This window comes from Deinococcus radiotolerans, from assembly GCF_014647435.1.
GTDB lineage: Bacteria > Deinococcota > Deinococci > Deinococcales > Deinococcaceae > Deinococcus > Deinococcus radiotolerans.
In genome coordinates this window covers 282,290-302,716 of sequence record NZ_BMPE01000001.1, presented here as the reverse complement: position 1 = coordinate 302,716, position 20,427 = coordinate 282,290, and the positions used below count along the sequence as shown (strand labels likewise).

At 70.3% G+C, this 20,427-nt stretch carries 23 protein-coding genes and 1 tRNA gene; 7 read left to right on the top strand and 17 right to left on the bottom strand.

Features of this window, described 5'->3' with window-relative positions:
• Positions 1 to 24: 24 nt before the first annotated feature.
• From IEY63_RS01455 to IEY63_RS01440, 4 genes are all read right to left on the bottom strand, one after another.
• Positions 25 to 561: an RNA polymerase sigma factor gene (locus tag IEY63_RS01455; RefSeq protein ID WP_189067189.1), complete on the bottom strand. Its 537-nt coding sequence runs from the start codon at positions 559 to 561 to the stop codon at positions 25 to 27.
• 136 nt (positions 562 to 697) lie between these two features.
• Positions 698 to 967, bottom strand: coding sequence for a twin-arginine translocase TatA/TatE family subunit (gene tatA / locus IEY63_RS01450; RefSeq protein WP_189067188.1), 270 nt, complete (start codon positions 965 to 967; stop codon positions 698 to 700).
• 87 nt (positions 968 to 1,054) lie between these two features.
• Positions 1,055 to 1,768, bottom strand: a complete 714-nt coding sequence (locus tag IEY63_RS01445) for a ferritin-like domain-containing protein (protein ID WP_189067187.1) — start codon at positions 1,766 to 1,768, stop codon at positions 1,055 to 1,057.
• A gap of 21 nt (positions 1,769 to 1,789) precedes the next feature.
• Positions 1,790 to 2,527: a ferritin-like domain-containing protein gene (locus IEY63_RS01440; protein ID WP_189067186.1), complete on the bottom strand. Its 738-nt coding sequence runs from the start codon at positions 2,525 to 2,527 to the stop codon at positions 1,790 to 1,792.
• Between the two features lie 154 nt (positions 2,528 to 2,681).
• Between IEY63_RS01440 and IEY63_RS01435 the strand changes: the two genes are divergently transcribed.
• Both IEY63_RS01435 and IEY63_RS01430 read left to right on the top strand, forming a co-directional pair.
• Complete coding sequence (locus IEY63_RS01435) at positions 2,682 to 3,653, top strand: RluA family pseudouridine synthase (RefSeq protein WP_373290871.1); 972 nt, start codon at positions 2,682 to 2,684, stop codon at positions 3,651 to 3,653.
• Between the two features lie 234 nt (positions 3,654 to 3,887).
• Entirely contained in the window at positions 3,888 to 5,708 is a 1,821-nt protein-coding gene (locus tag IEY63_RS01430; protein ID WP_189067184.1) for a DEAD/DEAH box RNA helicase, read from the top strand.
• Between the two features lie 59 nt (positions 5,709 to 5,767).
• Here IEY63_RS01430 and IEY63_RS01425 read toward each other — a convergent pair whose 3' ends face one another.
• From IEY63_RS01425 to IEY63_RS01390, 8 genes are all read right to left on the bottom strand, one after another.
• Positions 5,768 to 6,493, bottom strand: coding sequence for a metallophosphoesterase family protein (locus tag IEY63_RS01425; RefSeq protein WP_189067183.1), 726 nt, complete (start codon positions 6,491 to 6,493; stop codon positions 5,768 to 5,770).
• Complete coding sequence (locus IEY63_RS01420; RefSeq protein ID WP_189067182.1) at positions 6,493 to 6,858, bottom strand: hypothetical protein; 366 nt, start codon at positions 6,856 to 6,858, stop codon at positions 6,493 to 6,495. Before IEY63_RS01420 ends, IEY63_RS01425 begins: the two co-directional genes overlap by 1 nt.
• Before the next feature lie 81 nt (positions 6,859 to 6,939).
• Complete coding sequence (locus tag IEY63_RS01415) at positions 6,940 to 7,941, bottom strand: aldo/keto reductase (RefSeq protein WP_189067181.1); 1,002 nt, start codon at positions 7,939 to 7,941, stop codon at positions 6,940 to 6,942.
• Positions 7,938 to 8,423 (bottom strand): putative antibiotic biosynthesis monooxygenase, encoded by a 486-nt coding sequence (locus IEY63_RS01410; protein WP_189067180.1) that lies wholly within the window; start codon positions 8,421 to 8,423, stop codon positions 7,938 to 7,940. The genes IEY63_RS01415 and IEY63_RS01410 overlap by 4 nt, the downstream gene beginning before the upstream one ends.
• Entirely contained in the window at positions 8,420 to 8,869 is a 450-nt protein-coding gene (locus tag IEY63_RS01405; protein ID WP_189067179.1) for a MerR family transcriptional regulator, read from the bottom strand. Before IEY63_RS01405 ends, IEY63_RS01410 begins: the two co-directional genes overlap by 4 nt.
• Positions 8,870 to 8,968: 99 nt before the next feature.
• Positions 8,969 to 9,673, bottom strand: a complete 705-nt coding sequence (locus IEY63_RS01400) for a metallophosphoesterase (protein ID WP_189067178.1) — start codon at positions 9,671 to 9,673, stop codon at positions 8,969 to 8,971.
• A gap of 77 nt (positions 9,674 to 9,750) precedes the next feature.
• Positions 9,751 to 9,827: transfer RNA gene (locus IEY63_RS01395), tRNA-Pro, on the bottom strand.
• A gap of 118 nt (positions 9,828 to 9,945) precedes the next feature.
• On the bottom strand, positions 9,946 to 10,641 hold the full coding sequence (locus IEY63_RS01390) for a tetratricopeptide repeat protein (protein ID WP_189067177.1): 696 nt from the start codon (positions 10,639 to 10,641) through the stop codon (positions 9,946 to 9,948).
• 157 nt (positions 10,642 to 10,798) lie between these two features.
• On the opposite strand from IEY63_RS01390, the gene IEY63_RS01385 reads away from it, so the two are divergent.
• From IEY63_RS01385 to IEY63_RS01370, 4 genes are read left to right on the top strand one after another with little or no spacing between them, the layout of a single operon-like run.
• Complete coding sequence (locus IEY63_RS01385; protein ID WP_189067176.1) at positions 10,799 to 13,681, top strand: hypothetical protein; 2,883 nt, start codon at positions 10,799 to 10,801, stop codon at positions 13,679 to 13,681.
• The gene (locus tag IEY63_RS01380) at positions 13,656 to 14,060 is read left to right on the top strand and encodes a DUF3208 domain-containing protein (RefSeq protein ID WP_189067175.1); all 405 of its coding nucleotides are present in this window, start codon (positions 13,656 to 13,658) and stop codon (positions 14,058 to 14,060) included. Before IEY63_RS01385 ends, IEY63_RS01380 begins: the two co-directional genes overlap by 26 nt.
• Positions 14,050 to 14,259, top strand: coding sequence for a hypothetical protein (locus IEY63_RS01375; protein ID WP_229784409.1), 210 nt, complete (start codon positions 14,050 to 14,052; stop codon positions 14,257 to 14,259). The genes IEY63_RS01380 and IEY63_RS01375 overlap by 11 nt, the downstream gene beginning before the upstream one ends.
• Positions 14,256 to 14,858: a DJ-1/PfpI family protein gene (locus IEY63_RS01370; RefSeq protein WP_229784408.1), complete on the top strand. Its 603-nt coding sequence runs from the start codon at positions 14,256 to 14,258 to the stop codon at positions 14,856 to 14,858. The genes IEY63_RS01375 and IEY63_RS01370 overlap by 4 nt, the downstream gene beginning before the upstream one ends.
• Here IEY63_RS01370 and IEY63_RS01365 read toward each other — a convergent pair.
• The 5 genes from IEY63_RS01365 to IEY63_RS01345 form a co-directional block, all read right to left on the bottom strand.
• Entirely contained in the window at positions 14,855 to 16,228 is a 1,374-nt protein-coding gene (locus IEY63_RS01365; RefSeq protein ID WP_189067174.1) for an FAD-dependent oxidoreductase, read from the bottom strand. The two genes, IEY63_RS01370 and IEY63_RS01365, sit on opposite strands and share 4 nt — an antisense overlap.
• Positions 16,225 to 16,728 carry an NUDIX domain-containing protein gene (locus IEY63_RS01360; protein WP_189067173.1) on the bottom strand — a complete coding sequence of 168 codons (504 nt, stop codon included), beginning with the start codon at positions 16,726 to 16,728 and terminating at the stop codon, positions 16,225 to 16,227. The genes IEY63_RS01365 and IEY63_RS01360 overlap by 4 nt, the downstream gene beginning before the upstream one ends.
• Positions 16,728 to 17,660, bottom strand: a complete 933-nt coding sequence (locus IEY63_RS01355) for a carbohydrate ABC transporter permease (RefSeq protein ID WP_189067172.1) — start codon at positions 17,658 to 17,660, stop codon at positions 16,728 to 16,730. Before IEY63_RS01355 ends, IEY63_RS01360 begins: the two co-directional genes overlap by 1 nt.
• Positions 17,653 to 18,594, bottom strand: coding sequence for a carbohydrate ABC transporter permease (locus IEY63_RS01350; protein WP_189067171.1), 942 nt, complete (start codon positions 18,592 to 18,594; stop codon positions 17,653 to 17,655). Before IEY63_RS01350 ends, IEY63_RS01355 begins: the two co-directional genes overlap by 8 nt.
• A gap of 94 nt (positions 18,595 to 18,688) precedes the next feature.
• Entirely contained in the window at positions 18,689 to 18,922 is a 234-nt protein-coding gene (locus IEY63_RS01345; RefSeq protein ID WP_189067170.1) for a hypothetical protein, read from the bottom strand.
• Between the two features lie 224 nt (positions 18,923 to 19,146).
• On the opposite strand from IEY63_RS01345, the gene icd reads away from it, so the two are divergent.
• A complete protein-coding gene (gene icd / locus IEY63_RS01340) occupies positions 19,147 to 20,403 on the top strand; it encodes an NADP-dependent isocitrate dehydrogenase (RefSeq protein WP_189067169.1) in 1,257 nt (418 codons plus the stop codon).
• The last annotated feature ends 24 nt before the right edge of the window (positions 20,404 to 20,427 follow it).

Below are 20,427 nucleotides of genomic sequence, written 5' to 3'. Positions count from 1 at the left end.
GGCAGTGGGCTTGAGAGAGGGTGGTCACGAGGGACGTCCGAGGTGGCTGCGCATCCGGTCGATCGCGGAGCGCAAGCGGGATTTTACGGTACCGACGGGCAGGCCGGTCAGGATCGCCAGTTCACTGTGGGAGTACCCGCGGTAGTACGCGAGTTCCACCAGGTGACGCTGCGCGTCGTCCAGGGCGTGCACGGCGTGCTGGGCCATGACCTGGGCGTCGGCGTCCGGCGCGGGCGTGGGGGCGTCCCACTCCTCGATTTCCAGGGGCGTGTCGGGGCGGTCGCGGAGTTCCTGCAAGAAGCGGTGGTGGGCGATGCTGACTAGCCACGTCTTGGCACTGGCCCGCGCCGGGTCGAAGCGCGCGGCGTGCCGCCAGGCGTTCATGAAGGTGTCCTGCACGCAGCTTTCCACGTCGTCGGTCTGCCGGAGCATGCGGTGGCCCAGGCTGTACAGGAGCCGGGCGTAGCGGCGGTGCAGTTCTTGCAGCGCGTCCTCGGTGCCGGCGGCCATCGCGCGGATGAGGGCCTCGTCCGGCAGGTCGGGATGCAGGGGTTGGGTCATAGGTCGCGTTCAGCGTACCAGTCGGGTTGGGTGGCCGGGCGGCGTCCTTCCTGAGTCGACGTTCATGCACGGCGGCGCGTCCGGGCTGGGGTCACTGGGCTGGGCTGACGCGCGCCGTACGGCCCCGTTAGTCCGCTCAGGCCTGCGGGTTGACGTCAGTGGCCGGCTTGGGCTGCGCGGTCAGGGCGTGGGCGGGCGTGACGGCCGCGGCGGGAGCGGGCGTGGCCTGCACCTGAGGGGCGGGGGCGGTCACGTTGAGTTCATCCCGCAGGCCCTGGGTGCTCTTGCGGAATTCGCGCAGGCCGTGCCCGAGGCTCTTGCCCAGTTCGGGAAGTTTGCGCGGGCCGAAGACAACCAGTGCGACGAGGAGAATCACGAGCAGTTCAGCGGGTCCGAGGTTGGGCATGGTGGGGCTCCTTGAGAGAGGGGCGAGGGGACGGCCCGCAGCGCGTGACGCCTGCGGCCCCGTCCCCCCGGTGGTTGCTGGCGGGGGTTACTTGATCAGCGGTTTGACGATCAGCAGCGTCTCTTCCATGCTGAGCGGCTTCCAGAACGCGGTGGGCGTCGGGCTGAAGTCCCCGTCGAAGTCCGCGACGCTGGTGCTGGTGGGTTTGGCGTCGCTCTGCGGGGCGATGCTGGTCTGGCGGGTGGGTTTGGTGTTGAAGCCCAGCTGGGTGCGCAGTTCCTGAATGCCGCTGGCGTGGTTGGCTTCTACGGCCAGGATGCTGGCGGCGGCCGTGAGCACATCCGCGTTCTGCACGCGGTCCGCCTGACCCAGGTACGCGCGGACGCCCACGGGTTCGAGGGTGGCGGCCAGCGCCAGGAATGTCTGGTCGTTCTGGCTGCTGCCGTCGCCGATCAGCGTACTGAAATCGAAGGTGGGTTTCGCGACCGGCTTGTCGCCCAGCGCCGTGATGGTGGCCTTCAGGGCCTCCACGTGCGCCTGCTCGTGTGCGGCGAGTTCCCTGGCGTACTCTTTGACCCGGGTGTTGGTCAGCTTGGAGGCCAGGGCGCCGCTGTCGAAGGTGGTGTAGAACTCGGCTTCCAGATATTCCAGTGTCAGCGCATAGTTCAGGATCGCGATGTCCTGTGCGCGGCTCTTGGTGGAGGGGCTGGTGGCGGCCAGCGCGGACAGGTCCAGGGCGCCCAGGGTGACGGCTCCGGCACCGGCGCCAGCGAACTTCAGGAAGGAACGGCGGTTGCTCATGTCAGGGTCTCCTTGAGGTTCTCAGCGCTTGATGACGGGGCTGACGATGGCCAGCACCTGCTGCATGGTCAGGGGCTTCCACAGGGCGGTGGGGGTGGGCGAGTAGTTCGCGTCGAAATCCGCGGCGGCGGTGCTGTCGGGCTTGCTCGCGCTCTGCGGGGCAATGTCGGTCTGGCGGGTGGGGGCCGTGTTCAGACCCAGGCCCACGCGCAGTTCCTGCACGCCGGACACATGGTTGGCTTCCACGGCGTGAATGGCGGCTGCGGCGGCCACAAGTTCCGGGTTGCTCAGGCGCGCGACCTGACCCAGGTAGGCGCGCACGCCGACGGGCTCCAGGGTGGCGGCCAGGGCCAGGAACAGAGAGTCATCCACGGTGCGCCCGCCGATCAGGGGGCTGAAGTCGAAGGTGGGCTTCACGACGGGCGTGCCGCCCAGTTTGCTGATGGTTGCCTTGAGGGCGTCCACGTGGGCCTTCTCGTGTGCAGCGAGTTCTTTGGCGTATTCCTTGGCGCGCGCGTTCTTCAGGTTCGCGGCGTACGCACCCGTATCGAAGGCGGCGTAGAACTCGGCTTCCAGATACTCCAGCGTCAGGGCGTAGTTCAGGATGTCAATGTCCTGCTTCTGGCTGGGCGTCATGGCCCGGGCGGGCGAGCAGGCGACGAGCGCCGCGCCACTGCCGAGCAGGGCGGCGTAGCCCATGAACTGACGGCGGGAGGCGGCGGGTGAGGCGGTCGACGTGGGCTGGGTGTCCTCTGGCATGTGGGCTCTCCCTTGAGCGGCGTGCGGGGCACAGGTGTGTGTACGCTCGACCAGGGATATGCAGGGCCGGCCAGAACGGATTGAGGCGCCTGTGAAGCGTGAAGGTAGAGTGAACTCCCGGGGCAAGGGGTGCGGATCGACTACACTCGGGCGCGTGAACCGCCTGCCCTCCCCCACCCCGCTGGACTTCACGGCCACACCGGGCCGCCTGGACGCTGTGGTCTCGGCCCTGAGTGGTGTGAGCCGCTCGCAGGTGGCCGGGTGGATCGAGGCCGGGCACGTGCAGGTGGACGGCGAGGTGGCGGCGAAGGCCAGCCTGAAACTGCGGGGCGGTGAGCGCCTGACGGTGCAGGTGCCGCCTCCAGCGGACGCCACCGTCGAACCCGAACAGGTGCCGCTGGACGTGATCTTCGAGGATGAGCACCTGATCGCGGTGAACAAACCGGCGGGCATGGTCACGCACCCGGCGCCGGGCGTCACGACCGGCACCCTGGTGAACGCCCTGCTGGGGCGAATGGCGCTGCCAGAACAGTCCGGCTTTGACGGCCCGGACGGGTACCGGCCTGGCATCGTGCACCGGCTGGACAAGGACACCAGTGGCGTGATCGTGGTGGCCAAGACGGTCGCGGCGCACGCTCAGCTGGCGGCGGCATTCAAGGAGCGTGAGACCCGCAAGACGTACCTGGCCATCGCGGCCGGCACGTGGCGCGCGCAGGAGCGCGTGAACGTGGACGCACCCATCGGGCGGCACCCGGTGCAGCGCCAGCGCATGACCGTGGGGGGCGCCCTGCCGCGCGAGGCACAGACGCTGTTCACGCCCCTGGATGTCCGGCCCGAAGGGCACGGGCGGACGCTGACACTCGTGCGCGCGCAGCCCCGCACGGGCCGCACCCACCAGATCCGCGTGCACCTGGCGCACCTGGGCAGCCCGATCCTGGGGGACACGGTGTACGGCCGACCATCGGAACTGATTAACCGGCACGCACTGCACGCGCAGTTCCTGACCATTCCGCACCCGGTCACGGGCAGGGCGCTGCACCTGCACGCGCCCACCCCGGACGACCTGCTTCAGGCCTGGATTGGCCTGGGGGGCCTGTTGCCTGGAGATCTGGAACGCGCGCCCTGACGCACTGAGCGGCGACGGTGGTCTTGCAGCACACGGCACAGCTGGGCCGCACTAACAGGTCAAGACCGAGCGCTCTTGCATTCTGAGCGAAGATCAGCTATGATTTTCATTCGTGCGCCGCGACGGGAGGTTCCCGTGCGGCTGGAAGGTGCCCCCACTTTCAGGACATGCTGGATGCCGTTTCAAAGGGCGTTTGCTGGTCACTGGGGCTGTGCTTTCCCGAAAGGACTACAAATGAACTTTGACCAACTGATTGCGCCCGAACTCGCGGCGCGTCTCGCCGAGCGCGGTATCACGGAAGCCAGCCCCATCCAGGCCGAAAGCCTGCCCCTCACCCTGGCCGGGAAGGACATGATCGGCCGCGCCCGCACCGGCACCGGCAAGACCCTCGCGTTCGCCCTGCCGATCCTCAGCAAGCTGGAAACCAGCCGCGAGCGTGCCCGCCTGCCCCGCGCCATCGTCGTGGCCCCCACCCGCGAACTCGCCAAGCAGGTCGCGGACGAGTTCAGCAAGAGCGGCGCCCACCTGACCACCGTCACTGTGTACGGCGGCGCCAGCTACGGCCCGCAGGAGAACGCCCTGCGCCGCGGCGTGGACATCGTGGTCGGCACCCCCGGCCGCCTGATTGACCACCTCGAGCGCGGCAACCTCGACCTGAGCGCCGTAGAGTTCGCCGTGCTGGACGAGGCTGACGAGATGCTCAGCGTGGGCTTCGCCGACGCCATCGAGACCATCCTCAAGAGCACCCCCGACACCCGTCAGACGATGCTGTTCAGCGCCACGCTGACGAACGATATCAACCGCCTGTCCCGCAAGTACCTCAACGACCCGGTCCTCGTGGACATGGTCGGCGAGGGCAAGAGCCAGGCTGCGCAGACCGTCGAGCACCTGAAAGTGAAAGTGGGCCGCACCCGCACCCGCGTGCTGGCCGACCTCCTCACCGTGTACAACCCGGAAAAGGCCATCGTCTTCACCCGCACCAAGCGTGAAGCGGACGAACTGGCAAACGAACTGATCCACCGCGGCATCGAGAGCGAGGCGCTGCACGGCGACCTGGCGCAGAGCCAGCGTGAACGCGCCCTGGGTGCGTTCCGCAGCGGCCGTGCCGGCGTGCTGGTCGCCACCGACGTGGCCGCGCGCGGCCTGGACATCCCCGAGGTCGACCTGGTCGTGCAGTACCACCTGCCCCAGGACCCCGAGAGCTACGTGCACCGTTCCGGCCGCACGGGCCGCGCGGGCCGCACCGGCACCGCGATCATCATGTACGGCGACCGTGAAGGCCGCGAGGTGGCGGGCCTGGAACGCATCACTGGCGTGCGCTTCATCGAGCGTCCCCTGCCCACGCCCAAGGAAGTCGCGCAGGCCAGCGCCCGCGCCAGCGCCGACATGGTCCGCAAGGTGGACGAGAGTGCCGCGGCGAACTTCCAGGCGGAAGCCGAGCGTCTGTTCAGCGAACTGGGCCTGGAAGCCCTGAGCCGCGCCCTGGCGAAGATCAGCGGCGTGACCGAGCCCGTCAAGGCCGCCAGCCTGCTGAGCGGTGAGGAAGGCCTGACCACCATCATCCTGCACGCCGAGCGTATGAGCGTGGCGCGCGCCGTGGCCGTCCTGGCCCGCAACGGCGACCTGGACACCCGCCGCCTCGGCAAGGTGCGCCAGTGGCGCGGCGGCGCCGTGGCCGATGTGCCCAGCGAGTTCGTCGAGAAACTGATGGCCGCCAGCCCGCTGGAAGGCGAGGTGCAGGTGGAAATCGCGCAGGAACTGCCCGAACTGTTCGAGCAGCCCACCCGCGAGCGCCGCGATCAGGGCGGGTACCAGGGTGGCCGCGGCTACCGTGGCGACCGTGACGAGAGCGGCTACCGTGGCCGTGGCAACGGCGGCGGCGGCTACGGCAACCGTGGCGGCGGCTACCAGGGCCAGAGCGGCGGCGACCGCGGCGGATTCCAGGGTGGCAACCGTGGCGGACAGGGCCAGGGCCGCTGGAGCCGTGACCGTGACGACCGCGCCCCGCGCCGCGAGGACTTCGCCGACCGCGAGTTCGTCCCCGCTGGCCGCTGAGTCTCACTGAATAGGAAGCGCCTCCCGTTCCTGGGAGGCGCTTCTCTTGTGGGTGAAGGTCAGGGTTCGCGTCCAGTGGTCAGCCAGCGGGCCTCGTGCTCGCCGTGCTTGGCCGGACCATGCGCGCGCGCCCACGTGGCAGCGGCCTGCGTGTCGTAGGGCACGCGGCGGAATTGCACGTCCCAGTCCCCGCCGCGGCGGGTGAGCTGCACCCAGCGGGCCAGTGGCAAGCCGTCCTTCTGCCGGGAGACGGGCCCGGCATTCACCACGGTCAGGCCGTCCACGACGGTCAGCATCTCGCGGTGGGTGTGCCCGACGATGCACACGCGACCGCCCGTATCGAAGCGAAAGCCGTCCAGCCGCTCGCGCAGTTCCCGGAAGTGGGCGGGGCGGGTGTGTCCGTCCGCCGTCTCAGTGAGCATCAGGTCCTCCCAGGGACTGCGGGGGCTGCCGTGCGCGACGCGGACCTCGCCGTCGGCGGTGTCGAGGTGGGTGGGCAGGGCGGCCAGAGTGGCGGGCACATCGCCGGGCAGCCCGGCGCGCACCCAGGCGCGCATGGTTTCCTTGCCGTCGCGCAGCCCCGCGACGCGTTCGTCGGTGTTGCCGCGCACGCTGGGCGGCGCGAACTCCTGTTGCAGCGCCCAGGCGCTGGCTGGATCGGCGCAGCCCCACACGGTGTCTCCCAGGTTCAGCACCTGATCGGGGCTCGCCGCGCGAATACCGTCCAGCACGGCGCGCAGCGCGAAGGCGTTGCCGTGCACGTCCGCCAGCACCGCGAGGCGCATCAGCGGGTGGGCTTGCGGATCGCGGCGAACAGCAGCGAGAACACCGCGACCGTGATCAGGTAGGCCACGAGCGACGCAGCGGGCATGAACGCCGGGCTCAGGGCGTCGTGCGCGAACTTGTAGATCGCGTACGGCACCGCCCAGCCCATCGCGTACAGCGCGGCGCGCGGCAGGAACTCCCGCGTGACCGCCGCCTGCGGGAAGTACCGGATGGGCAGCAGCATGGCGGGCAGCAGCAGCAGCTGCGCGAGGTAGAACCAGGGCGGCAGGGTGTCCAGGCCGTAGTCGAGCGCGGCGAACAGGATGTTCACGGCGGCGATCACCACTCCAGTGATCAGGGCCGTGCGGAGGATGGGGGCATTCACCCGCCCATGCTGCCACGAGCGGGCCGGGGGAACGCGGCGGGGCGCTTCATGCCCCCTCCACGTTCCCCCGGCCCACTCGGCTCAGCGGTTCAGGCTGTTCATGGTCGCCTCGGGGTAGCGGGTCCCCTGCGCCGCGCCGGGCGGGAACGCCGCGTCGATGCGGGCTAGGTCGGCGGGGGTGAGGTGCACATCCAGCGCGCCGAGGTTGTCCTCCAGGTACTTCACGCGCCGCGTGCCGGGGATCGGCACGAGATCGTCCCCCTGCGCGAGGACCCAGGCCAGGGCCAGCTGCGACGGCGTGCAACCCTTCTGCGCGGCCATGGCCTGCACCTCGCGCACGAGGTCAAGGTTCCGCTGGAAGTTCTCGCCCTGGAAGCGGGGGTTGTGCTTGCGGAAGTCGTCGTCGGCCAGATCGTCCGGGCTCTTGATCTCGCCGGTCAGGAAGCCGCGGCCCAGGGGGCTGTACGGCACGAAGCCCACGCCCAGATCGCGGCAGGCGGCCAGGACGCCCTGTTCGGGGTCGCGGGTCCACAGGGAGTACTCGCTCTGCACGGCGGTAATGGGGTGCACGGCGTTCGCGCGGCGCAGGGTATCCGGGCTGACCTCGCTCAGGCCGATGGCCCGCACGAGGCCCTCCTGCACCAGCTGGCCCATCGCGCCAACGGTGTCTTCAATGGGCGTCTCCGGATCCACGCGGTGCAGGTAGTACAGGTCGACGTGATCGGTGCGCAGGCGCTTCAGGCTCCCCTCGATGGCCTGACGGACGTATTCGGGCCGACCGTTGATGCGCCGTCCGCCGGGCGCGTCCGGGGCGATCTGGATGCCGAACTTCGTGGCGAGCACCACCCGGTCGCGTTTGTCCTGAAGCCAGTCGCCGAGGAGTTCCTCGTTGGTGTGCGGGCCGTACATGTCGGCGGTGTCGTAGAAGGTGACGCCCAGCTCCAGGGCGCGGTCCAGGGTGTCGAGGTTCTGCGCGCGGTCGGTGGGGCCGTAGAAGGCGCTCATGCCCATGCAGCCCAGGCCCAGGGCCGAGACGGTCAGGTCGCGCAGGGAACGGGTGGGGAGTGGGGTGGTGGGGGTCATGCGGGGCTCCTCTGCGCGCCGAGAATCCAGGGGCGGGCGCGCGGCATCAGGCGGGGCAGGATCACGAGGGACTGGATGGGCACGGCGATGAGCGTGACCGCCAGCGTGATCAGGGGGATGGGGGCGCGCCCGGCCAGGACGGGCAGCACCACCAGCAGCACGGCGGTGATCAGGGGGTAGGTGACGGCCCAGACGAGCAGGGCCACGCGGTGGTGCGCCGCGCCGTGCAGGGCCGGGAAGCGCACCCAGCCGCGCGTCAGGCGTTCCACGAGCGGGAACACGACGTAGTGGGTGAGCGGAACAAGCATGGCGGTCAGGAGCAGGGCCACCAGCGGCGTGGGGTAATGGCCGAGCAGGACGGGCCCCAACAGCAGGAGCAGCGCGGTGATGGTCGGGTAGATCCCCAGCCAGCGGCCCGCCGTGAGGCGCAGCGGACTGGACGGTGCAGCGCCGGTCGGAGGCGGAGGGACGGGGCCGCTCAAGCGTTGACCTCCTGCGGAGCGGCCCGCTGCGCGGCCAGGACGGGGCCGTCCAGACTTGGCCGTGCGGTCGTGCCGTCGCAGGTCAGGTGCGCGTCGTAGCGGGCGATCTTGGTGCGGATGGCGCCGAGGTCTGCCTGAAGGTCGAGCAGTCGGGCCTCGACCTCCTGTTCGTGTGCCACGAGCAGCGCGCGGCGTTCAGGGGCGGTGTGCTCGCCCTCGCGCACCAGGGCCATGTAGGCGCGCAGGCCCGCCATGCCCATGCCGGTGCCGCGCAGGTGCAGCAGGAAGCGCAGCAGGGTCAGTTCGCGGCCACTGTAGCGGCGCTCGCCGCCCGTGGCGCGGGGGACGTCCAGCAGGCCCTCACGGTCGTAGTAGCGCAGCGTGTGGGGGCTGACGCCCAGTTGCGTGGCGGCCTCCTGAATGCTGAGTGGGTGGTCGGGCATCATGACCGAACCGTACGCCTTCGAGTGCGCGCGAAGTCAAGCCGGGCCTGCCGCATGAAGGGGGCGTGAAGGTCGCGCGGCCACCAGCCACGGCTGGAGAGGTCAGGGGGCGGTGTCGAGCAGCAGGCGGGGTCGGAATTTCAGACCGTCCGCCGCGACGAGGTGCGCGGGGATGCCGTTCACGTGCCGCATGGCCCGCTCCGGGTTCACGCCGTGCAGGTGGCCGTACACGACCAGGTCGGGCCGGGCGTCGTCGATCACGCGGGTGATCGGGTTGGCCGGGTAGGGGGGCGTGGCCGGGGGGTAGTGCAGCATCAGGATCAGGTGATCGCCGGGCTGCCGGATGGTGCGGGCGGCCTGTACGCTCAGGCTCAGGCGCTCGGCCTCACGGGTCAGGAGCCGCTCGTCGTCCGCGCCCAGCGGCTCGAAGCCCGGGGTGATCCAGCCGCGTGAGCCGCACACGACGACCTTCCCGACCCGCACGGCGTCGTTCACGACGGCCAGCATGCCCGCCGGCAGGGCCGCGCGCAGTTTGGAGGCGGTGGGCCACCAGTAGTCGTGGTTGCCGCGCAGGAGCACCTTCGTGCCGGGCAGCGCCGCGACGGGCGCGAGGTCCTGCATCGCCTCGGGTAGCCGCATCGCCCAGGAGAGGTCGCCGGGCAGCAGGACCAGATCCTCGTCGCGCACGGCGGCGCGCCACTCGTCGAAGATCGCCTGCGGGTGGCCCGCCCACTGCGGCCCAAACACCGTCATGGGTTTCGGGGTGCAGAAGGCGAGGTGCAGGTCGGCGATCGCGTACACGCGCATGGGGCAGTCTCCGGGCCTGGTGGGCTGGAAGGAGGGTGAAAAAAAGCCCTCCCGGGTGGGGAGGGCCCTTTCTTTGATGGTCGGGGCGAGAGGATTCGAACCTCCGACCCCGTCGTCCCGAACGACGTGCGCTACCAGGCTGCGCTACGCCCCGAACCCGACCATCACCCGCCGCCGGGCGGCTGGGCAGGGAGAAGTCTACGCGGCCCCCCCCGGGGTGTCAAGCGAGCGCGCCGCCCCGCCCAGGGCCACAGGCGGCGCGCCCGGCGGCCTTACTTCAGCTTGGCGAGGGCCGCCTTGGCGGTTTCCTCATCACGTTTTTCCCAGAAGGTGGTGGCGTTGAAGCTGATGGCCTTTTCCAGCTGGGCGGCCGCTTCGGCCTTCTTGCCCTGGAGAATCAGGGCGTTGGCGTACTCGATGCGGTGCACGGCGGTCGTGGGTTCCAGGGCGATGGCCTTCTCGAAGTTGGGGATGATCTGGTTACGGTCGGCGCCGGTCGCGCGGGTGGCGATGAAGCCCTTGGAGATCAGGTTCGCGTGCCACAGGCCCAGCGCGACGTACGCGCCCGCCATCTTGGGGTCAAGGCGGATGGCCGTGTCGAGGTTCTTCTTCATGTCGCCGGCCAGGCCGAGGCTCTGGAGGATGCCGCTGAACTGCGCGAGTCGGCCCTGCGCGCGCGCGAGTTCGAAGTACGCGTCGGCATTGTTCTTGTCCTTGGCGATGGCCTGCTTGGCGTACGCCTGGGCTTTCTCGAACAGGGCTTTCTTCTGGCTGTCGGCGACGAGGCTGGCGCCGGCGGTGGTGGCCTCGGCGGCCAGGGCGAGGCTGTCACTGGTGTTCAGGTCGGCGGCGGCCGCCGCGGCCTCCTGCCATTTGCCCTGGTCCAGCAGGGACTGGGCGGCCTGGACGGACTGGGCGGACGCGGTGGCGATCAGGGCAAGGGACAGGGTCAGGGCGATCTTACGCATGTGGGTTCCTCCGGTAGGACTGGCTGGGTTGGGATGCTGCGTCAGACTATACACGCGCTGCGTCACGTGAAACTGACGGAACCGTCAGGTACGGCGCGCACCGTTTGTTCTGCACCGGGTTCATTGGGTCTGGGCGGGTGCTACGCTCGGTGCAGACGTGAACTGGAAGGCGATCCTCAAGCAGCTGCGTGCCCACGTGCCCCCGGGCGGGGGGGGCGTGGTGCCCGGCAGTCTGCGCTGGCTGGAAGCCCAGATGAGGTCCAGGGGGGCGAACCCGTCGAGCGTGCGGAACATCGTGTACCGCGACGTGGGAACCGCGCGCGACAAGGCGCAGCTGCGGGCCGTGCTGGAGGACCTCGCCCGGGAGGTGGGGGTGGCACTGGCGGCCGAACCGGCCAGCGCCGCCCCTCAACCGGATGATCTGGAACTGCTGGGCCGCAGCAAAAAACGCGCGTTCCGGCAGTTCACGGCGGGCGTCCGGGCGGGCCGCGCGCCCCGGCTGATCGTGTGCGGCCCGCCCGGCGCGGGGAAGACGGTGCTGCTGTCCCGGGTGGACCGTGCGCTGAAGGCCCTAGACGTGCCGGTGGTAACGCTGCGCCTCAGCGGGGACGCGCCGGACCTGATCCGCCCGGCCACGCTGGGCTCCTCGTACGCCGCGCTGGCGCAGGCGCAACTGGACGCGGCGCGGGCGCTGCTGCCTGCAACAGGCGCGCTGCTCGTGCGGGTCGCGCCGGACCTGACGCCGCTGGGCAGCGAGCCCCGCCTGCCGGGCGGTGAGGCCGTGACGCCCGCCGCGTGGGCGGCGGAGGTCTTCCTGCGGCGCGCGCCGCAGGGCGTGGCCGTGCTGCTGGCCGTGGAGGGCCAGGCGCCAGCGGCGCCGGGCACCGAGGTAATCGAGCTGCGCCCCCCCACACCCACGGAGGCGCGCGGGTACCTGATGGCGCGCCTGGGGGTCACGCGGGCGGAGGCAGACCGGCTGGTCCGCGAGACGGGCCGTCACCTGGACCGCCTGACCCTCCTGGCGAACGTGGCGGGCGAGGGCAGCGCCACGCCCGCGGATCTGATCGGTGATCCCGAAGCCCGGCAGCTGGTGCTGCTGACTGGCGCGCTGCACGCGGCGTCACCCGCGCAGGTGGACTGGCCGGAGGCGCTGCTCACGGCGCTGCTGGGCCGCTCTCCCCTGACGGCGCCGCCGCACGTGCGGGCGCTGCTGCTGGGGGGCGCCGGCGGCTGGCGGGCCACACCGGCCCTCGAGCGGGCCTGGGCGGCGGTTCCGGCGGCTGAGCTGCGCGGCGCGCTGCGGGCCGTGGCGGCCCTGGACGCCGGGCAGGGCTTCGGGCCGCTGCGGCTGGGCGCCCTGGCCGCCCTGGAGGACTGGGCGGCGCTGGCCGGGCAGGTGCGGGCCCGGCCGGATGACGCCCGGCACCTCCCGGCCCTGTGGCCGCGCCTGCGGGGCGCGGCAGGCGCGGCTCGCGAGGCGCTGGCGCGGGCGGTCGTGATGCACCACGCGGGCCGCGGGGAGTACAACGATCCGCGCGCGCGGGACGCGCTGTTCACGCTGCTGGAATCCGGCAGTGACGCCGTGCGGGGCTGGGCCAGGGTGAAGCTCGCCGAGAGCAGCCTGGAAGCCGGGCGGATGGACGCGGCGCGCGCGCAGCTGAGCCACCCGGACGTGACGGGCATGGACGCCCGCGACCCCTGGGCGGCCGCAGCGGAGGTGGACGCGCTGCTGGTGCGCGCCGCGCTGGCCCGCTGGCACGGGGACCTGACGGGCGCGACCGAGGCGGCGCAGGATCCCAGGCTGGCGCGGGGGGGGCCGCGGGCGCAGCTGTGGCGCGGCCTGATCGCCAAGGACGCCGGGCGCTGGCCCGAGGCGCTGGCCGCGCTGCGGGGCGTGCCGGCGTCCAGCCCGCTGCTCTCAGCGCGCGCGCGGTACCAGGAGGGCGACCTGCTGCTGCGCCTGGGTCAGCCGCAGGAGGCCCTGAACGCCCTGCTGGACGCCGCAGGGCGCCTGGCGGCGGCAGGCGGCGCGGCCGAGGAGCAGGCGCGGGTGCTGGCGCGCGCCGCAACGACCCTGCGCCGCCTGGGCCGCCCGGCCGAGGGCCTGGACCACGCGCTGGAGGCGCTGGCGCTGGTGCCGCCCGATGAGCGCCGTCACGTGGACGGCGTCGCGCGGGCGCGGCTGCTGTCCGAAGGGGTCCCGCTTCTGCTGGCGCTGGGGCGGGTCGAGGACGCGCAGCGGCAAGCGGCGCAGGCGCTAACGCTCCTGTCGCGCAGCGAGTCCCGCCCGGCCGAGGTGGGGTACCGGGAGCGCCGCACCCGCTACCGGGCGGCCCTGACGTACCTGACGCGGGGTCTGGGCGTGCCGTACCTACCGCCGCTGGGCGGCGCGGCGGCCGACAACGCCGACCTCACCTGCGCCCGCAACCTGCTGCAAGCGCTGCTGGAGGAGCCCGCCGGGACAGCCGACCGGGAGGTGACGCTGCGCTTTGACATGCTCCTCAGTCTGGCCCTGGCCACGCCGGATGCCGCGCTGGCCGCCGCGCGCGTCCGTGAGGCCCTGACGCTGGCCGACCACCCGTACGAGGAGGCTCAGGCGCGCGCCATGCTGGCCGAGGCCCAGCTGCGTGCTGGGCAGCCGGACGCCGCGCTGGCCAGCGTGAACCGCGCGCACGCGCTGCTGCGCCGCCCCGCACCAGGGGGCGCCCCGGCGGACCCGGGCGTGGACGCGCAGCTCCTGACGCTCGAAGCCCGCGCGGCGCTGCTGACCGGTCAGGCTGATCCTCTCAGGACGCTGACCCTGGTGCGCGAGGCGCTCGGTTCCGGGCCGCTGCGGCCCTTCCGTAGCGGCGTGTGGCGCGAGGTGGGCCGCGCAGTGGAGGCGGCGCCGCTGGACGGTCCGGCCCTGCTGAGCCGCTGGGGTGTGCCGCGCGCGCTACTGGACTGGCGCGTGCCGGACGCGCTGGCCGCGTTCGAGTGGGCGGGCGGACACACGGGAGACGCGGCGGGCGGGTATGCTGTGCCTCGTGAGCATCAGTGAATCGCGCCCCGGTGGTCGCGCCGCCGTCCGACTGCTTCAGGGGTACGTGTGGCACCCGCAGGAGGCCGAGATCGACCTGGAGACCTTCCTGCCGCACGAGCTGGACCTACCTGAACCTGGCGACCACGGAGGCGATCAGGAAAGCGCGCACGTCCTGTGGGACACCGTGAACGCGCCGTTCGCGTTCTTCGAGAATGGCGAGCCGACCGCGTCGCAGGCGTTCTACCAGTTCACCGTGCTGCGCGTGTACGAACCCCGCCCGGACAACGACGCGCTGCACGCCGACGCCCGGGCAGCCAGCCAGCTGCTGGGACCGCTGCTGGAGAGCACCCCCGACGGCGTCGGCTGGCAGCTGTGGGAGGACCTGCGTGACCTCTGAGGCGGGCGTGCCCTGGCTGGACCTGCGGGTCGAGGGAGACCCGCACCCACGCCGCTTCGACGGTCAGGCGACCGCGCTGCACTACCTGCTGCGGGTGGAACGCCTGTCGGCGGACGCCGCGCACGAACTGCTGGAGAAGGGCGAGGTGGGCCCGCCTGTCGCGCGGCGCGCGTACACGCTGCGCCCGCTGGGGCAGTGAGCACAGAAGCACCCTCGCCGGAAGTGGCCCTGGAGTACACCGGGCCGGTCGTGGCGATTCCCGTCTACGCGGGCGTCAGTGAACTGGAACTGGGCGTGATGGTGGCCGTGCTGCGCGTGTGTGGCGGCGACGGCAGCGTACGCACCGTGAACCGCTCGCGGGCCAGTATCGTCACGGCAGGCGGGCTGGTCAGCACCCCGCACGTGCTGTTCGCGGCGCTGCCGGAACCCGCCGCCCTGCTGATCCCCGGCGGCCCCGGCGCGGCGAAGGCGGCGCGCGACCCTCTGCTTCAGGGATTCCTGAAGGCACACGCGGGTCTGGTCACGGGCACCAGCGGCAGTGGGTTACTCCTGCCGGGCGAGGCGGGCACCCTGGACGGGCGGGTGGTGGGCGGCCCGGCCGAACTGGCGGAAACGCTGTGGGGCTACACCCCGGCGGACGTGCGCCCCGGCGAGGTCGTCACGGACGGCTCGCTGTGTTCCACCCCAGCGGGGTTCGCGGCCCTGTACGCGGCGCTGCACGTCGCGTCGGCCCTGTGGGGTGAGGACGCCGCCCGGAACGCGGCCGCGCGGCTGGGCGGCTCTCCCCTGCTGGGTTAGACCAGTGCGCCGCGTGCGGTCAGTTCGGCACGCAGATCATCAGGGTTGACGACGCGCACCTCGCCCGCGTGCTGGTGCGCGGCCCAGGCGGCGGCAATCCCGGCGGCCTCGCCCATGGAGTGGCAGTTCTGCTGCACGCGGATGCTGGACTGCGCCTCGAAGGTGCTGCTCGCCGCGCGGCCCGGCACGAGCAGGTTCGTGACGCCCAGCGGGATGATCGCGCGCAGCGGGATGTCGTGGAATGCGCCGGGCGCGAAGTACGGCGCGGTGCCCTCGCGCTCGTGCAGCAGTTTCGCACCGCCCTTCACCGAGTGAATATCCACCGGGTAGTGGTTGCGGCAGATGCCGTCCGGGAAACGGGCGCAGTCGAGGATGTCCGTGACGGTCAGCGTGTACTCGCCCTGGATGCGCCGCGTCTCGCGCACGCCAACCATCGGGGCCACCACGCCGATGAACGCGTGCTCGCAGCCGGGCAGGAACGCGCGGCAGAACGCCGTGAGGCGCGTAATGGCCTGCCGGCCGTCCAGCTGCGCCTCGCTGAGCTGCCAGGGGTCGGTGCCGTTGTGCAGGTCCGCACGGATGCGCGGGCAGTTGAAGCTGAGTTCACCGGGACGGCCCGGCACGCTGAACGCCTGAAAGTAGTCCCCGTCGCGTTCCAACAACACGCCGCGTTCCACCGCCTGCCGGAAGAGGGGTTCCAGGCTGCTGCGGCGGCCCCAGACCATCCAGAAGTGTAGGAAGTCCGCGTGGTCCTGCCCCTGGCCATTGGCGTTCAGGAAGTCACGCAGGCGGGTGACTTCCACCCCGGCCAGCGTGAAGCGCAGGCTCATGGCCTGATGCACGCCGTCCTCGTCCCCGCCGCTCATGGGCACGCCCGCCAGCGCGGCAACGTCGGCGTCGCCGGTCGCGTCGATGAACGTCTGGGCGCGCAGGGCCTGCAATCCGCTCTTGTTGTGCACGACCAGCGCCTCTATACGATCCCCAGTCATGACGGGCTGCACGACCTGAGTGTGGAATAGCACCTCCGCCCCCGCCTCACGTATCAGATCGTCCAGCACGAACTTCAGGCCCTCCGGGTTGAACCAGTTGTCGTTCCCGGACGGGTCGGTCGCGCCGTCGCCACGCGTGCGCAGGCGGGCCTTGAGTTCCTCCGTCAGGCCCCGGTTGAGGTTCTGCCCGTCTGCGACGTTGCGCATCAACGGCGTGACCCAGGCGTTCGTGCCGGTCCCGCCCAGGCTACCCTGCGCCTCAATCACCAGTGTGCGCGCCCCGCTGCGGGCGGCGGCGATACCCGCGATGGCCCCGGCAGTGCCCCCCCCGGCGACGATCACGTCCCAGTCGCGGTCCAGCGTGCGGTAGGGCAGGGTCATGCGTCCGCCCAGGCGTGGGTGAACAGGTGGCGCAACGCGGCGAGGGTCAGCCAGTTGAAGTCATCGGGCCGGGTCTGCATCTGGGTTCGCATGTCGCGCACCGGGACCCAGCGGGGCGCCTCGGCGTGGTCGCCGAGGATCCGGGGTTCGCCGCTGGCCTGCACGCGGAAGAAAAAGCCGACGCTGTCCACTGGGCCGCGCGTCGTCTGGTACACGAAGGCGGGCGTCAGGCACTCCACGTCCCCGCCGGGCGCGCTGGAGGCGGTGGCGTGCGGGTCGTCCAGAAAGTCGGTGACGGTCAGGCCGGTTTCCTCCAGCACCTCGCGGCGCAGGGCGACCGGGATGGACTCGAAGGGGTCGAGCTGCCCGCCGGGAAGTTCCAGCGTGCGCGGCTGGCCGGGCTTGGCGCGCACCTGCAGAAGCACCTCGCGCCCGTGCTCGCCGTCCCGTTCGATAACCGCGCGGGCATTCACGTAGAAGTCCTTCCTCCGGCGGAACATCAGCCCTTGACCGCGCCTTCCAGGCCTTTCATGAAGTACTTCTGGCCCATCAGGAACACGATCAGGATGGGGATGATCGTGATGACGGCGCCCGCCATGACGGCGCGGGAGTTCGTGCTGAACGTACCGGACAGTTCCAGCAGGCCCGCCGAGAGCGGGAGCATGTTCTTGTCGGGCAGCATGACGCGCGCCCACAGGAACGAGTTCCAGTACGCCACGAATTCCAGGATGGCGAACGCCGCGATGGTGGGGGTGGCCAGCGGCAGCATGATCCGGCGCCAGATGGTCAGCTCGGGCGCGCCGTCAATGCGGGCCGCCTCGATGAGTTCCTGCGGGATGCCCAGGTACGCCTGGCGCAGCAGGAACAGGCCGACGATGCTGGCGGCGCCGGGCAGCACGACCGCGAGGTACTGCCGCGCGGCGTCCGCCAGGGGGTTGGTCTGTTGCAGCAGTCCCAGCTTGATGGTCGTGATGTAGTTGACGATCAGGCCCGATTCGTTCGGGAGGACCATCAGGATCAGGATGGAGTAGAAGATCAGGTCACGGCCGGGGAAGCGCATGCGGGCCAGCGGGTACGCGGCGAGTGTAGCCAGCACCGTGGTGAACGTCACGCCCAGAACGCAGATGATCACGGAGTTCAGGATCAGCCGCCAGAAGGGGACGGTGGTGCCGCTGAACACTTCCAGATAGTTGCGCATGCTCAGGGCGGTGGGGAGGATCTTGGCCTCGTAGATGTTCCCGGTGGGTTCCAGGGACGTCACGAGAGTCCAGTAGAACGGGTAGAGCATGATCAGCGCGATGAGGATCAGCACGGCGTACGCGGCGCCGTTGCGCAGGCGTTCGCGGCGCAGGCGCTGCTCCTTGAGCTGCGCAGCCAGCCGCGCGTGCGGGTCGCTGACCAGGGCGGTCTGGGGCAGGGTGGTGTCAGGCATCGCTGCGGCCCCCCTTGGTCAGACTGAAGTTGATCAGGCCGAACAGGATGCTGACCACCGCGACGACCATGCTGGCGGCGGCGGCCAGTCCGAAGTTGAAGTCCCCTCCGAACGCCTTGGAGAACGAGTACATCAGTGCGGAGTACGTGCTGCCCGCCGGGTAGCCGTTGGGCGTCATGACGTACAGTTCCTCGAACACCTTGATGGCGCTGATGGTGGACAGCAGGCTGCACACCAGGATGGTGGGGCGCAGGCCCGGCAGGGTGATGTTCCAGAACACCTGAGAGCGGGTCGCGCCGTCGATGGTGGCGGCTTCCTCCAGTTCACGGCTGATGCCCTGGAGGCCCGCGAGGTACAGCACCATGTAGTACCCGATGCCCTTCCAGAGGGTCACGAACATCACCGCGAACAGCGCCGTGGCGGGGTTGTCGAGCAGGCTGTGGTCGCCGCGCATCAGGCCCAGGCCCATCAGGACGCTGTTCACGGCGCCGCCCTGCTTGTACAGCCACGACCAGATCAGGCCGACCACCGCGAAGCTGGTCACGACCGGCACGTAGTACGCGGTGCGGAAGAAGCCGATGCCGCGCAGCGGTCGGTTCACGAGCAGCGCCACCAGGATCGAGATGACCTGAATGACCGGTACGACCAGTACGTACTTGAGGCTGTTGCGCAGCCCGGACCAGAACTGTTCGTCGGCGAACAGTTCGCGGAAGTTGGCCAGCCCGACCCACTGCGGCGGGCTGATGATGTTGTACTTCGTGAACGCCAGGTACGACCCGAAGATCACGGGCCAGGTGTGGTACAGGACGAGCAGGATCAGGAACGGCAGCATGAAAGCGTAGGCGATCAGGGTATTGCGCACCGTGACAGACGCGCCGGTGCCGCCGATGCGGTGTTGTTCGCGGCGAGACACGCGCCGCCCCTTTGTGGTCATGGGGCGCAGTGTAGCGGCCCGCGCGCGGCGGGGCGTGAAAAAACCAGCCTCTCCGCGCGGGAGGGGCTGGTCAGGGCAGGTCGAGATTCAGGGCTTAGTGGCCGTCGCCGTCGTTGGCTTCGCGCTTGCCTTCGCTGTACTCGGCGTTGGCTTCGCGGTTGTGCACTTCGGCCTTGGCGCGGTCCTCGAGGGCTTCAGCCTTGTGGTGGGCGTCGCCGGTCACGGCGTGGGCGGCGTTGTGCCCGGCCTCGCGCAGGCGGTCGGCGCCTTCGTTCACTTTGGCCTTAGCGGCGTCCAGCATGTTCTCTGCGGTGCTCTTGTCACTCATTAGTTGAGTCCTCCTGCGGTTTGGATTCCCTTCTGGGTGTTCCCAGCTTGCCGCTTCCGGTCGTAAACGGGGTGAGGTTGAGCTTGAGGGTCACTGCACGCAGACTTCAGGAACCTTCATGCTTCACGGCGGTGCGCCTTCACTCGAATGAACCGGGTATAAACCCTTGGGGTAACAGGTACACCAACTCCGGTTCATGCCGCTTGGAGTACAGTGTCCGGGTCATGGATAAGCACATCACGGTGCCCGCGCAGGGCGAGAAGATCACGATGAAAGACGGCAAGCTGCACGTGCCGAACCACCCCGTCATTCCCTTCGTGGAAGGCGACGGCACCGGCCCCGACATCTGGCGCGCCAGTGTCCGCGTGCTGGACGCAGCGGTTGAGATCGCCTACGGCGGCGAGCGCAAGATCGAGTGGATGGAAGTCTACGCCGGTGAGAAGAGCGTGAACGTGTACGGCGAGGGCGAGTGGCTGCCCCAGGGCACGCTGGACGCCTTCAACGAGTACCTGTTCGGCATCAAGGGCCCCCTGACCACCCCGGTCGGCGGCGGCATCCGCTCGATCAACGTGGCGCTGCGCCAGGAACTCGACCTGTACGCCTGCGTGCGCCCCGTGCAGTACTTCGACGGCGTGCCCAGCCCCGTCAAGCGTCCGCAGGACGTGGACATGGTGATCTTCCGCGAGAACACCGAGGACATCTACGCCGGCATCGAGTACAAGGCCGGCACGCCCGAGGCTGCCAAGGTCCGCGAGTTCCTGGTGGGCGAGATGGGCGTGAACAAGATCCGCTTCCCCGACAGCAGCTCGTTCGGCGTGAAGCCCGTGTCGAAGGAAGGCACCGAGCGCCTCGTGCGGGCCGCAATCCAGTACGCGATCGACAACGGCCGCAAGAGCGTCGCGCTGGTGCACAAGGGCAACATCATGAAGTTCACGGAAGGCGGCTTCCGCGACTGGGGCTACGAGCTCGCCAAGCGTGAATTCGGCGCGGTGGAGATCGACGGCGGCCCCTGGTGCCAGCTGCCGAACGGGACCATCATCAAGGACGTCATCGCCGACAACTTCCTCCAGCAGATCCTGCTGCGCCCCACCGACTACGACGTGATCGCCACGCTGAACCTGAACGGCGACTACGTCAGCGACGCGCTGGCCGCGCAGGTCGGCGGGATCGGCATCGCCCCCGGCGCGAACATCAACTACGTGACCGGCCACGCGATCTTCGAGGCGACCCACGGCACCGCGCCCAAGTACGCGGGCAAGGACGTCATCAACCCCAGCTCCGTGATCCTCAGCGGCGAAATGATGCTGCGCTACATGGGCTGGACCGAAGCCGCCGACCTGATCCTCAAGGGCCTGGACGACACCATCCAGCAGAAGGTCGTGACCTACGACTTCGCCCGCAACATGGACGGCGCGACCGAAGTGAAGACCAGCGTTTTCGGGGACAAGATCATCGAGAACATGAAGGCCCGCAAGGCCTGAGCCACGCACTGAACGAAGGCGGCG

Excerpts from the sequence above, each read along its gene's own strand:
- IEY63_RS01455 (WP_189067189.1), bottom strand. The coding sequence starts at position 561 with ATGACCCAACCCCTGCATCCCGACCTGCCGGACGAGGCCCTCATCCGC.
- tatA (WP_189067188.1), bottom strand. The coding sequence starts at position 967 with ATGCCCAACCTCGGACCCGCTGAACTGCTCGTGATTCTCCTCGTCGCA.
- IEY63_RS01445 (WP_189067187.1), bottom strand. The coding sequence starts at position 1,768 with ATGAGCAACCGCCGTTCCTTCCTGAAGTTCGCTGGCGCCGGTGCCGGA.
- IEY63_RS01440 (WP_189067186.1), bottom strand. The coding sequence starts at position 2,527 with ATGCCAGAGGACACCCAGCCCACGTCGACCGCCTCACCCGCCGCCTCC.
- IEY63_RS01430 (WP_189067184.1), top strand. The coding sequence starts at position 3,888 with ATGAACTTTGACCAACTGATTGCGCCCGAACTCGCGGCGCGTCTCGCC.
- IEY63_RS01425 (WP_189067183.1), bottom strand. The coding sequence starts at position 6,493 with ATGCGCCTCGCGGTGCTGGCGGACGTGCACGGCAACGCCTTCGCGCTG.
- IEY63_RS01415 (WP_189067181.1), bottom strand. The coding sequence starts at position 7,941 with ATGACCCCCACCACCCCACTCCCCACCCGTTCCCTGCGCGACCTGACC.
- IEY63_RS01405 (WP_189067179.1), bottom strand. The coding sequence starts at position 8,869 with ATGATGCCCGACCACCCACTCAGCATTCAGGAGGCCGCCACGCAACTG.
- IEY63_RS01400 (WP_189067178.1), bottom strand. The coding sequence starts at position 9,673 with ATGCGCGTGTACGCGATCGCCGACCTGCACCTCGCCTTCTGCACCCCG.
- IEY63_RS01390 (WP_189067177.1), bottom strand. The coding sequence starts at position 10,641 with ATGCGTAAGATCGCCCTGACCCTGTCCCTTGCCCTGATCGCCACCGCG.
- IEY63_RS01380 (WP_189067175.1), top strand. The coding sequence starts at position 13,656 with ATGCTGTGCCTCGTGAGCATCAGTGAATCGCGCCCCGGTGGTCGCGCC.
- IEY63_RS01365 (WP_189067174.1), bottom strand. The coding sequence starts at position 16,228 with ATGACCCTGCCCTACCGCACGCTGGACCGCGACTGGGACGTGATCGTC.
- IEY63_RS01360 (WP_189067173.1), bottom strand. The coding sequence starts at position 16,728 with ATGTTCCGCCGGAGGAAGGACTTCTACGTGAATGCCCGCGCGGTTATC.
- IEY63_RS01355 (WP_189067172.1), bottom strand. The coding sequence starts at position 17,660 with ATGCCTGACACCACCCTGCCCCAGACCGCCCTGGTCAGCGACCCGCAC.
- IEY63_RS01350 (WP_189067171.1), bottom strand. The coding sequence starts at position 18,594 with ATGACCACAAAGGGGCGGCGCGTGTCTCGCCGCGAACAACACCGCATC.
- IEY63_RS01345 (WP_189067170.1), bottom strand. The coding sequence starts at position 18,922 with ATGAGTGACAAGAGCACCGCAGAGAACATGCTGGACGCCGCTAAGGCC.
- icd (WP_189067169.1), top strand. The coding sequence starts at position 19,147 with ATGGATAAGCACATCACGGTGCCCGCGCAGGGCGAGAAGATCACGATG.